Genomic DNA, 11,916 nt, shown 5'->3' with positions numbered 1-11,916 from the left:
CCGTGAATTCACTCCAGCGCGAGAACACTTACGTGATAGGCGCCGTAGGCCTCTGGGATACGGGTCACGATCACACCGTTCATTGAGATTGCCTCATTGACAACCTGCCCCACCATGATCGGACCGATCAGGGCAGGCTGCATCGGGTGGTGCTCGAGGCGAGGTGCGGCAATCGCCCCCGCTGCGACGGCACCCGACCACGACAAACTCTGTTCGTGGAGGTTGGTGGATGCGAAAAGGTGATACCAGACGTTCTCCTCCAGACGCAGCACGGCATTCGCCTCGGCAACCGCGAGCGCAGGCATGGCGAGCATCACGTGCTCAGCGGCCGCGCGCTGCAACAACAGCATCAATTCCGGGTGACCACCGGCAAGTTCGACGACCGCGGATGCGTCGAGAATTCGCGGCGGCGTCGAGATGCTCACGCGGCTCTCCTGGCCCGGCGAGCCATCATCTCGGCAACGACCTCATCGGCGCGTTTCTCCTTTTCCCAGAATTCGTCCATCTCGGCCCTGGTCCAGGGGCCCGGCTTGGGCAGGTTGAGTGCCTCGCACAGGCGCACCAGATCGGGATGGGGCTCGATCAGCTCTTCCTCCTCGCTCATGCCGAAAAGGCTAGCGGCGTCCGCCGTGGAGCGGGATTCCTCGATGGATGGAGTACACGTGTCAGCCCCACCGGACGAAAAGCGGCGGCACCGGAGATCCGGTGCCGCCGCCGTTCCCCTGACGGGTCAGCTGACGAAGGTGCGGCGCCGGTGGCGGGCCCACCAGACCAGGGCCGCGCCCGCGGCGATCAACGTGACCGCCAGGGCGACGAGCACCGGAACCGGCACGCTGTCGCCGGTGATCGGCAGACCGCCCGCGGTGTCGTCGGCGGGCGGCGTGGTTGCGCCACCACCGCTGCCGTCCCCGTCGTCACCGCCGTCGTCGTCACCGCCGCCGTTGCCGTCACCGCCGTTGCCGTCACCACCGTCGCCACCGTCGCCACCGGGCGGCTTCGTGGCGCCGGTCGTCGGCTTGGCGTCGGTGTTGCCGCCGAGCAGCAGGATCTCCTCGCTCTCGGCGTCGTCGGTCATCGTCTGCACCGACACCTTGGTGCTGCGCGGCAGGTACTGGTGCTTCGCCGTGAACTGCTGCTTGGTGGCGTTCTTCTTCGGCGACTTGGAGAAGTCGACGCCGCCCATCTGGTAGATGTAGACCTCGCCGCCGGCCTTCCACTCGAACTTGTAGTCGCCCTCGTTCCATGACTTCAGGAACCGCTTCCACAGGTCGTCGGTGGTCCACTTGCCGTCGCGGATCGGCCACTTCCCCACGTTGTTGCTGTTGATGATCGCGCGGTAGTCGGTGGCCTTCTTCGCGTCCTGCTGGCGGATCCATTCCGCGGCGACCCGGGAGGTGTAGACCCGGCGCAGGTCGGCGTAGTACGGGTCCTCGTTGATCTTCCGCTCGATCTCCGGGACGATCACATCCAGTACGGCCTTGTGGTTGTGCTTGATCTGCGCCTCGGTCGGCTTGCACGCCCGGTCGGAGCCGGGCGGCAGGTTGGTGTAGTTCTGCGGCACCGAGCTGACCTTCAGCGGCGCGTCCAGGATGTAGATGCCGCCGTCCTGCTCCCGCACCTGCGCGGGCGCCGGCTCGATCCAGTTGCGGAAGCTGTGCAGGCAGGGCAGGCCGTCGGTCAGCTGGGTGGCGTCCCAGAACTTCTTGCCGAGCGGCTTCTCCGGGTTCATCGCCTGCGCGAAGTCGTGCTTCATCTGCAGGTCGGCTTCGAGCAGGACCCGGCCGGCGTCGGTCTTGGCGAACTTGGCGTCCATGATCCGGTTCGGCTCGTCCGGGTTGAGGTTCACCCAGAACTTGTCCGGGGTGAGCGCGAGCCAGGTGAAGAACGAGTCGGAGATCAGCTGGGCCTTCGCCTCGCCGCCGAAGCCGGGGTTCTCGTCCGGGTCGGGCATCTTCTTCGCGGTGAACGAGTAGTCCAGGCCCTTGCCCTTGGCCGGCGCGCCGACGAAGCGCAGCTCCAGCGTGGAGAAGTCGACGCCGCCGGGTCCGCGCAGGCGCTGGCCGGTGGGGTCGTTCGCGCGGATCCGCTCGATCTGCTGGCGCATCGTCTCCGGGGTCGGCTTCGACTGGTTGAGCATGTCGTTGAGGCCGCCGCGCGACCCCGAGCCGGTGCCCGGGTTCGGGTTCAGGGTGGGGTCGAACTTGGTGTACTGCCCGGGCGTGAACCGCACGATCGGGGTGGAGCGGTGCTCGTACGCGGTGACCCGCGGAAGCCCGTTCGCGGTGTTCCCGGCGGCCTTGCCCAGGTTGCGCAGCGCCGTCGTGGTCTTCTTCTCCTGCTCCTGGCCGAAGATGTACCGGAGCTTGTACTCGGCGAACCGTCTGTCGCTCATCACCGCCCGGTCACCGGGGATCTGGTTGCCGGTGTGCGCGCCGCCGGACTTGAACTCGATGAACTCCTTGGTCTTCGTGTTCACCGCGTCGTAGGTACGAATGACCTTGCCGTTGGCGTCCTTGATCTGGACCTCGCAGAGCCAGTGCGGGCCGACCATGCCGAAGTCGAACGCGACCTTCCTGCGGTACGCGGCGCCGCGGGCGTTGCGGGCGGCGTTCTCGATGTAGACCTCGTTCAGCCAGTCCTTGAACGTGCCGCCGTAGGGGTTGCTGCTGCCCTGGCGGCGGGCGTAACTGGCGTACACCTTGCGCTTGTCGCCCTCCTTCCAGATGTCCGGGTTGTCACCGGCGTCGGCGAGGTCCTGGGGCGTGGGCGCGGGCAGGCCGTCCATCGACTGGCGCTGGTTGGTGAAGTCGTACGTGTCCCAGTTGGCCTTGAGCCGGCCGGCGTCGCCGACCGGGATGGTGTCCGGTTTCTTCGGGGCGCCGGACAGGTCGAACTTGGAGTCGCAGCGCTGCCCGGTGAACGGCAGCGGCGGAGCCGGCGCGGCGGCGACCGGCGCGCTGCCGAAGGCCAGCACCACCGCGCAGAAGGCGGCAGCCAGCGCGCGCATCAGGTAGCTCATGTGGGTCCCCGTCCGGGGAGCGAAACGCCGGATGTCTCCCCGTTTGTAGTCGTCTGGTTCCCGACGCCGTGTGGCACCATATGGAACGGGACCGTATCGGCGCAGCCCGATACGGTCGATAGACGATTATGGATATCAATCCGTTACGTAGGGACTCCCATGAGCGACTGGACGGACAACCCGAGGCTGAATTCCTGGCTGGCGAGGCAGGAGGCTGCTTTCCCGGCCTGGTCGGTTGCGACCGGGCAGCAGTGGGACTTCTCCGTCGAGTCGCTGGACCGGCTGGAGAAACTGCTCCTGGACCGGTTCGGCGGCTGGGACGACATGCTCGCCGCCGAGGAGGCCGAGGATCCGGACGTGATGGTCCCCGGCTGGTACATCGGCGAGGTGCAGAACCGGAACTGCGGCACCTCGTGGCACCGCAACCCCGTCGAGCCCACGCACCCGGACCAGCCGAAGACCCCGTTCGTCCAGCTCCCCGACGACCCCGGCGCCGGTTACGAGGACGACATCCCGCCGGGCAACAACCCGTTCACCGAGATCCGCGGTCTGTTCGTCCCCCAACCGAACCGTCACCTGCGGGATGTCGTCACCCGGTACCACTAGCTCTTCCAGAACTCCAGCAGGTCCTTGTCGAGCTCCTGCTGGTACTCGCCGGCGATACCGTGCGGCGCGCCCTCGTACACCTTGAGGGTGCCGTCCTTGACCAGCTTGACGGTCTTCTCGGCGGCCGCGGCGATCGGGACGATCTGGTCGTCGCCACCGTGCGCGATGAACATCGGCACGTCGATCTTGCCGAGGTCCTCGGTGAAGTCGGTCTCCGAGAACTGCTTGATGCAGTCGTAGACCGCGGCGAAGCCGGCCTGCATGCCGAGCCGCCAGAACTGGTCCTTGGCGCCCTGCGAGACCTTGGCGCCCGGACGGTTCGCGCCGAAGAACGGCTCCGCGAGCTCCTTGAAGAACTGCGAGCGGTCGGCCAGGACGCCGTCCCGGATGCCGTCGAACGCCTCGATCGGCGTGCCCTCCGGGTTGGTCTCCGACTTGACCATCACCGGCGGGACGGCGCCGGCGGTGGCGATCTTCGCAACCCGGCCGATGCCGTGCTTCGCCGCGAACCGCACGACCTCGCCGCCACCGGTCGAGTGGCCGACCAGGATGATGTCGCGCAGGTCCAGGGCGCGGACCAGGGCGTCCAGGTCAGCCGCGTAGGTGTCCATGTCGTTGCCGAACCAGGTCTGCGTGGACCGGCCGTGACCGCGGCGGTCGTGGGCGATGGCCCGGAAACCGTTGTCCGCGGCGAGCTTCATCTCGACGTCCCATGCGTCACCGCTCAGCGGCCAGCCGTGGCTGAAGATGATCGGCTGCCCGTCCGGGTTGCCCCAGTCCTTGTAGAAGATCTCGGTTCCGTCGTCCGTGGTGATGAAAGGCATGGCTGGCTCCTCGGTGTGTGAGCGCCGGTGATGCGGAACGGTCCCGCATCGGCTCGCCACCAAAACTGCCCACCCCCGGAGGCGGTGCCATCCGTCGAATGACTGCTCCTGCGGCGGCGGCAGTCATTCGACGGATGACCCGGGGAGGTCGCACAGGAAGTCTCTGGACCATGCCGACGACTACAGTGCCCCCGGATGCCGCGCTCCTGCGCAGCCGCCAGCTGCTGACGGCGAGCGAACAGCTCTCCGCCACCGAGACCACCGCCGACGTGCTGGCCGCCGCGCCGGCGCTGATGCGCGAGATGCTCACCGCCACGCACGCCGAGGTGGTGGTGGCCGGGATCGGGCGTGGCCCGGCGTCCGGCGTGGCCGCGGCGCTGACCGCCCCGGTGCAGCGCGACGGCCTGGCCCGGTTCTACGCCGGACCGGCCGAGCTGATGGCCGCCCGCCCCGCGCTCGCCGGTGACGTGGCGCGCCTCGGCTGGCAGGCCGCGGTCTGCGCGCCGCTGCCCGGGATGCCCGGCGCGCTGATGCTGGCCTGGTCACAGCCGCGCGCCTTCACCGGACCGGACCGCGCCTTCATCGTCACCCTTATCCTCTACGTCACCCGCGCGCTGCAGCGGGCGATGCGCAACGACGCCACGATCGCGGCCAGCGAGACCCTGCAGCGGGCGATCGGCTCCCAGCTGCCGCACGTCGACGGCTACGAGCTGGCCGCGCGCTACCTGCCGGCGGACGCCACCACGACGGTCGGCGGCGACTGGTACGACGTGCTGCCCGGCCCGAACGGCCGCCTCACCTGCGTGATCGGCGACGTGGTCGGGCACGGTCTGCGGGCGGCGGCCGAGATGGGTCAGCTGCGGGGCATGCTCCGGGCGTACCTGGTGGACCGCCGGGAACCCCCGTCGGTGCTGCTGCGCCGCCTCGAAGCCGCGAACCACGCGCTCGGCGAGCCGACCATGGCGACCGCCGTCGTCGCGATCGTCGAGCCGGCCGCGAGCGGCGGACATCGGTTGCGCTGGTCGAACGCGGGTCACCCACCACCGGTGGTCATTCACCCCGACGGTACGGTCCACGCGCTCACCGGCAACGACATGCTGCTCGGGATGCGGCGCAACTCGCCCCGGCACACGTACACGTACCACCTGCCGCCCGGCTCGACGGTGCTGCTGCACACCGACGGTCTGGTGGAGGACCGGGAGCGGCACATCGACGAGAGCTTCGCCACGCTCTACCGCCGCCTGCGGGCCGGCGGCCGGCCGCACGAGGTGCTTGCCGCCGCTGCGGGCCTGCTCACCGGGGTGCGCAGCGACGATGTGGCGATGCTCGCAGTCCGCGTACCCGGGCACGCAGAAACGTGAGACTTCATGTTTCCTGCCTGGTGAACAGAGCAACTGGGTAGTTCACTGTTCCTTCGAGGAAAGGGGCAGCAGACATATGGGCGACGAGGTTCTGATCGGCCGGGCACGGGAGCTGGCCGACCTCACCGCAGTCGTCGGCGCGGCCGGGCACGGATCGGCGTCGCTGCTGCTCAGCGGTGCGGCGGGCATGGGGAAGACCGCACTGCTCGAGGCCGCCGCGGACGACGCCCGCCGCCGCGGCTACCGGATCCGGTACGCCACCACGTCCGCGCACCAGCCCTACGCCCTGCTGCGCAACCTGCTCGGAGTCGGCAACAACGACCTCGCCGGACTGCCGCAGCACCTGCGCCGCCAGATCACCGGACTCTGGTCGCCGCAGGCCGCGGAGCTGCCGCCCGACGAGCCGGCGGTGGTGACCGCCCTGCTGCTCACGTTCGACCTGCTGACCCGCAACGGACCGGCGCTGATCGTGGCCGACGACGTCCACCACGCCGACGAGGCCTCACTGCGGATCCTCGCCTCCGCGCTGCGCAACACCTCCACCGAGCGGATCGCGATACTGCTCGCCGCCCGCGACGGCGTCCTGCCCGACACCGCGACACCCGGCATCCCCCGGTACGAGCTCGGCCCGCTCCCCGACGAGGCGGCGGCCCGGCTGCTCGACACGTACCCGCTGCGCCCCGGCGCCCGCAGCCGCGCCGAGATCCTGTGGCGGGCCGACGGCAACCCGCTGGCCCTGCGGGTTCTCAGCGACCCGCGCGAGCAGCCGCCGCACGAGTTCACCACCGCGATCCGCGCCCTGCCGCCGGCCACCCGCTGGCTGCTGCTGCACGCGGCGCTGGCCGGCGCCACCGAGCACATCGGCACCCTGACCCGGGCCGCCGGGATGTCCCTGGACCTGCGGCACTGGATGCCGGCCGAGCAGGCGGGGCTGATCACGGTGCGGGACCGGCAGGCACACTTCCGCCACCCGCTCTACCGGGCGGCCTGCACGGTCGTCGAGACGCCGGGCGACGTGGCGCGGGCACACCGCAATCTGGCGGTGGCGACCGATGATCCGTACCACCGAGCCCGGCACCTCGCCGAGGGCACACCCGGCCGTGACGAGGCCGTGGCAGCGGCTCTCGAAGCCGCCGCCGACGGCTCGATCGCCCGCAGCGACTACCTGGCCGCCGCCGGCGCGCTGCAGTCGGCGGCCGAGCGCAGCGGTGATGACGAGGCCGCCGCCCGCCGGTACGCCCGAGCCGTCTTCGCCGCGCACCGCAGCGGCGATCCGGAGTGGACCATCGAGCTCTACGAGAAGACCACCGCGCTGACCGGCGACCCGGACGTGACCGGGCTCGCTGCCTGCGGCGCCGGTTACGCCCTGGTCCACTCCGCCCGGCCGTGGGAGGCCTTCGACGTCGCCGCCCGGGCGGTCCGCGGCGGCGCCCGGAACTCCCAGGTCACGCTGGCCGCCACCCTGGTCGCGGCCGCGGCGGCGCTGCACTCCGGGTCGCCCGCCCACCGTGAGCAGCTGCCCGGGATGCTGGCCCTGGCCGGCGAGGCGGCCCAGGCAGAGGACCCGCTCACCCGGGACGCCGTCCTGGCGATCGCCGACCCGGCCGCCTTCGCCGTGTCCGGGCACGCGCCGCAGCCGACCGGGACCGGGCCGGGCGGGGTGACCCGGATGCTGCTCACCGGCATGATCGCGTACCTGCTGGACGAGTCCGCGAAAGCCGGCGCCGAGCTGCACGGGGTCTGGGAGATGGGCACGCAGTACGGCGCTCACGGCGCGGCGCTCGGCTCGTTCCCGGCGATGGCGCTCGCGCTGATCGAGGCCGGGAAGTGGGGCGAGGCGGAACGGCTGCTGGACAGCGCCGAGCAGTGCGCCGACGTGCGCGTTCCGGTGCTCGACGCGGCTCTGCCGGCCCTGCGGGCCGTTCTCCGGGCACTGCGCCACGAGGGTACGGGCGGAGAAGTCACCCTGCCCGGCGACCAGCCCCGCTCCACGCTGATCGACAGTCTCCGGCAGCGGGCCGCCGGGCTCACCGCCCTGGCCGCCGGTGACCACCCGACGGCCTACCGGCACTTCCGCCGGATGTGGGACGACGACGGGGTGCCCCGGCACTACTTCCTCGGCCCGCGCAGCCTGCCGCAACTCGCGCTGAGCGCCGCGCGGACCGGCAACCACGCCGAAGCCGAGCGGATCCTGTCCCTCGCCACCACGGCGGCCGGCGAATCCGGGCGGACCGGCCGGCTCGGGATGCTGCTGGCGCACGCCGCGGCGCTGATCGACGAGACCGACCGGGCCGAGGACCACTTCCACCAGGCGCTCGCCGACCCGAGCCGGGCCCTGCGCTGGCCCCTGGAGTACGCCGAGGTCCAGCTCAACCTCGGGCTGTGGCTGCGCGGCCGTCGCCGGCTGCACGACGCCCGCCCGCACCTGCTCGCGGCGCGCGACACGTTCCTGCGGCTCGGTGCGGCGAGCCACGCCGACCAGGCGCACCGCGGCCTGCCGGTGGGCCTGCGCGGCGCCGGCGAGCCGGCGCCCGAGGCGGACGCGTTCGCCGCGTTGACAGCCCAGAAACAGATGATCGCCAGAATGGCCGCCGAGGGAATGAGCAACCGGGAGATCGCCGACAAGCTCTTCCTCTCGCCCCGCACGGTCGGCTCCCACCTGTACCGCATCTACGCCGAGCTGGGCGTCGGGAGCCGCCACCAGCTGCGCACGCTGATCAGGAGTTGAGGAATGCCGTTCGCACAGCTCGTCGGCCGGGACGCCGAGCTGGCCCGGGCCGGTCGCCTGCTGGAACCCGGCGGTGACCTGTCGCTCTTCGTCACCGGCGCCCGCGGCTCGGGCAAGTCCGCGTTGCTCACCGCCGCGGCGGCGGCCGCCCGCGAGGCCGGCCGCCGGGTACTGCTGCTGCGAGGCGGCGACGGGCCGTGGCCGCTGCGTCAGCTGCTGCTCGCGATCCGGCACGATCTCGCGGGCCTGCCGCCGGCGGTCAAGGGGCCGGCGCTGGCGTTCCTGGGCCTCACCCCGGACGCCCCGCCACATCTCGACGACCTGCCCGCCGTGGTCCGCGCGGCCATCACCGCGGTCGCCGCCACCACCGGGATCCTGGTCGTCGCCGACGACGCGCACGAGCTCCCCCCGGCCGCCCTGGCCACCCTGTCTCAGCTGACCGCCGGGCCGTGGGTGGCGGTGCTGACGGCCGGGCGGATGCCGGTGCCGGAGGCGCTCGCCGGGTTCGCGGTGCTGGAGCTGGCGCCGCTCGGCGCGGACGACGCGGCGCGGCTGCTGGACGACCGCGATCGCATGCCGTCCGCCCGGGACCGGGCGACGATCCTGCACCGTGCGGCGGGCAATCCGGCCGCGCTCGTCGAGTTCAGCAGCGCGGGATCGCCGGCGGGCGGGTTGCTCGCCGAGTTCACCGACGCCCTCGCCGTCCTGCCCACGCCGGCCCGGACACTGTTGCTCTACGCGGCGGCGGCCGGCTTCCCCGCCGAGGCGGCGCTGCTGAGCAGGGCAGCCGGCTTCCCCGCCGACGCCGGGCCACCGAGCGACGCCGCCGACGCGGCCGGCGGCTCCGACGCCGCTGCGGACCACTGGCTTCCGGCTGTCGAGAGCGGCTTGATCACCCGTACCGAAGGGCTGATCTTCTTCGGGCATCCGCTCGCTGCCGAGGCTGCCTACCGCTATGCCTCCGCGCACCTGCGCCGGCGGGTGCACCGGGACCTCGCGGCGGCCCTCACCGACCGGCCCGAGCACTACGCGCTGCAGCTGGCCGCCGCCGAACCGGGCCCGGACGAGCAGATCGCCACCGCGCTGGAGACCGCCGCGGCGATCTTCCGGCGGCAGGGCCTGCGGTACCGTGCGACGGCCGCGATGCAGCAGGCCGCCGAGCGATCCCCGTCGCCGCAGGCCGCCGCCCGGCGCCTGACCCAGGCCGTCGGCGACGCCCGTGACCTGCGCGACACCGCCTGGACCACGGAGCTGCACGCGCAGGTGTGGCGGCTCACCGACGACGCGGACGTGCTCGCCGCGGCAGCCCGGCCGGCAGCCACCGCGATGCACTGGGCGGGACGTCCGGACGAGGCGTACGCGATGGTGACGGCCGCGCACCGCGCGGGGCCGCCGGCGAACCCCGCGGTCGCCGCGCAGCTCGCGCTGATCGCCGCCCAGATCGCCTGGGTGACCGGCGACGAGGACCACCGGCGAGGCCTGCCCACCCTGCTCGCGGCGGCGGGACCGGACCCGGAGCGCGCCACCGCGGCGTATGTGCGTGAGGTCATCGACCCGGCCGGGCACGCCGGGCGGGAGCTGCTGGACGCGGTCGTCCTGCCGGAACCGGGGCAGGCGCTGCTCCCGGCCGACCGGCAGCGGTTCGGGTTGCTCGGGGCGATCGCCTACGTCGAGGACCGGGCGCCGCTGGCCGTCGCGCTGCTGACCGCCTCGGTGGCCGGCGATCCGGCGGCCACGCCCTCGTTCGGGACGCTTCCCACGCTTGTCAGCGCGCTGATCGACGCCGGCGACTGGGAGCGGGCGGACCGGTTCGCCGACCCGGGACCGGTCACCGGCCTGCCCGCGATGCGGGTCACGCTGGCCGCCATGCGCGCCCAGCTGCACGCGCTGCGCGGCGAGAGCGAGGCGGCGCTGCGGCTGGCCCGGGAGACCTGGGAACGGCTCGACATCCAGGGCAACCGGGCCGCGCACATCCGGCTGCTGCGGGCCGCCGGGCTGGCCTCGGCGGACAGCGGTGACCAGGAGAACGCCTACCGTTACCTGCGGTCGATGTTCGACGCGGACGGGCGGCCGCTGCACCCGCACCTGTCGTCCCGCGCGGTCGCCGAGCTGGCGATCACCGCGGTCCGCTGCGGGCAGCAGGCCGACGCCCGTACCGTGGTGGCGCGGGTCCGCGACGCGGCCGGCGCCGGGCCGAGCGGCCGGATCACGGCACTGCTGCAGCTCAGCGAGGCGGTGCTGGCCGACAACGACGGCGAGGCGCTCTTCCAGCAGGCGGTCACCGAGAGTGACTACCCCTACGAGCGGGCGCTCGCTCACCTGCACTACGGCGTGTGGCTGCGACGGCATCGCAGTCCGCGGGAGGCGCGACTCGTCCTCGCGTACGCGGGAAAGGTTTTCGAGGAACTCGGCGCGAGGGGCGCCGCCGAGCTCGCCGCCCGCGAGATCGCCGTGGGTGTGCAGAGCACGACCTCGCCGGAGAACGGCCCGGCCGCGCTGACCCCGCAGGAGAGGCAGGTGGCGGCGCTGGCCGCGCAGGGGCTGAGCAACCGCGCGATCGCCGAGCAGCTGTTCATCTCCGCGCGGACCGTCGGCACCCACCTGTCCCGGGTCTACCGCAAGACCGGGATCAGCCGGCGGCAGCAGCTCGGAAACCTGTCGTGACCGCGAGGGCCTCGCGGATGATGTCCGCGACCTGGACCGGGTGCGAGAGCATCACCAGGTGCGACGAGTCGATCTCGGTGACCTTCGCGCCGGCCCGCTGGTAGCCGAAACGCTCCACCTCCGGGTTGATGGTGTGATCCGAACTGGACACCACACCCCAGGACGGCTTGGTCTTCCAGGCCGCGTAGGGCGCCGGCTCACCGAAGGCAAGACCGGTCAGCGGACGCTGCGAGACGGCGAGGACGCGGGCCAGCTCGGGGTCGATGTCGTGCGCGAAGACGGCCGGGAACTTCTCGATGTCCACCGACACGTCGGTGCCGTCCTCCGCGCCCGGAACCGGGAACTTGGTGTAGACCAGCGCGGATGCCAGATCCGAGTCGGGGAAGCCACCCTGCAGCTGGCCGAGGCTCTCGCCCTGCGCGAGGGCGTACCCGGAGAGGTAGACCAGGCCCGTCACGTTCTCCTCGGTGCCGGCCACGGTGATCACCGCGCCGCCGTAGGAGTGGCCGACCAGCAGGACCGGGCCGTCGATCTGCCGCACGACCGAGGCGATGTAGGCGGCGTCACCGGTCAGACTGCGGTTCGGCACCGCCGGGGCGACCACCTTCACTCCGCTGTCCAGCAGTTCCGGGATGAGCTTGGCAAAGCTGGACGCGTCGGCGAAGGCGCCGTGCACGAGCACGACGGTGGGAGTGGTCGACATGGGTGTTTCCT

General features: G+C 72.0%; 9 protein-coding genes. 4 read left to right on the top strand and 5 right to left on the bottom strand.

Translation table 11 applies throughout. From position 1 onward, the window contains the following. Positions 1-8: 8 nt before the first annotated feature. From AMIS_RS12240 to AMIS_RS12230, 3 genes are all read right to left on the bottom strand, one after another. Positions 9-425, bottom strand: a complete 417-nt coding sequence (locus tag AMIS_RS12240; protein ID WP_014442590.1) for a hypothetical protein — start codon at positions 423-425, stop codon at positions 9-11. Next, on the bottom strand, positions 422-604 hold the full coding sequence (locus AMIS_RS12235; RefSeq protein WP_014442589.1) for a hypothetical protein: 183 nt from the start codon (positions 602-604) through the stop codon (positions 422-424). Before AMIS_RS12235 ends, AMIS_RS12240 begins: the two co-directional genes overlap by 4 nt. Before the next feature lie 126 nt (positions 605-730). After that, complete coding sequence (locus tag AMIS_RS12230) at positions 731-3,019, bottom strand: hypothetical protein (RefSeq protein ID WP_014442588.1); 2,289 nt, start codon at positions 3,017-3,019, stop codon at positions 731-733. 159 nt (positions 3,020-3,178) lie between these two features. On the opposite strand from AMIS_RS12230, the gene AMIS_RS12225 reads away from it, so the two are divergent. Next, a complete protein-coding gene (locus AMIS_RS12225) occupies positions 3,179-3,625 on the top strand; it encodes a hypothetical protein (RefSeq protein WP_014442587.1) in 447 nt (148 codons plus the stop codon). Here the strand turns inward: AMIS_RS12225 and AMIS_RS12220 are convergent. After that, on the bottom strand, positions 3,622-4,449 hold the full coding sequence (locus tag AMIS_RS12220) for an alpha/beta fold hydrolase (protein WP_014442586.1): 828 nt from the start codon (positions 4,447-4,449) through the stop codon (positions 3,622-3,624). The genes AMIS_RS12225 and AMIS_RS12220 overlap by 4 nt on opposite strands. A 170-nt stretch (positions 4,450-4,619) precedes the next feature. Here AMIS_RS12220 and AMIS_RS12215 point away from each other — a divergent pair, with 170 nt between their 5' ends. The 3 genes from AMIS_RS12215 to AMIS_RS12205 all read left to right on the top strand — a co-directional run bounded on the left by AMIS_RS12215 (position 4,620) and on the right by AMIS_RS12205 (position 11,202). Next, a complete protein-coding gene (locus AMIS_RS12215; protein ID WP_014442585.1) occupies positions 4,620-5,810 on the top strand; it encodes a PP2C family protein-serine/threonine phosphatase in 1,191 nt (396 codons plus the stop codon). Between the two features lie 76 nt (positions 5,811-5,886). After that, positions 5,887-8,538 carry a LuxR family transcriptional regulator gene (locus AMIS_RS12210; protein ID WP_014442584.1) on the top strand — a complete coding sequence of 884 codons (2,652 nt, stop codon included), beginning with the start codon at positions 5,887-5,889 and terminating at the stop codon, positions 8,536-8,538. Positions 8,539-8,541: 3 nt separating this feature from the next. After that, a complete protein-coding gene (locus tag AMIS_RS12205; protein ID WP_014442583.1) occupies positions 8,542-11,202 on the top strand; it encodes a helix-turn-helix transcriptional regulator in 2,661 nt (886 codons plus the stop codon). Here AMIS_RS12205 and AMIS_RS12200 read toward each other — a convergent pair. Further along, positions 11,168-11,905 carry an alpha/beta fold hydrolase gene (locus tag AMIS_RS12200; protein ID WP_014442582.1) on the bottom strand — a complete coding sequence of 246 codons (738 nt, stop codon included), beginning with the start codon at positions 11,903-11,905 and terminating at the stop codon, positions 11,168-11,170. The two genes, AMIS_RS12205 and AMIS_RS12200, sit on opposite strands and share 35 nt — an antisense overlap. Positions 11,906-11,916 lie beyond the last annotated feature (11 nt).

It is taken from the genome of Actinoplanes missouriensis 431, from assembly GCF_000284295.1.
Taxonomy (GTDB): domain Bacteria; phylum Actinomycetota; class Actinomycetes; order Mycobacteriales; family Micromonosporaceae; genus Actinoplanes; species Actinoplanes missouriensis.
Note: the sequence above shows the minus strand (reverse complement) of the source record. Positions and strands in the feature narration are given on the sequence as shown.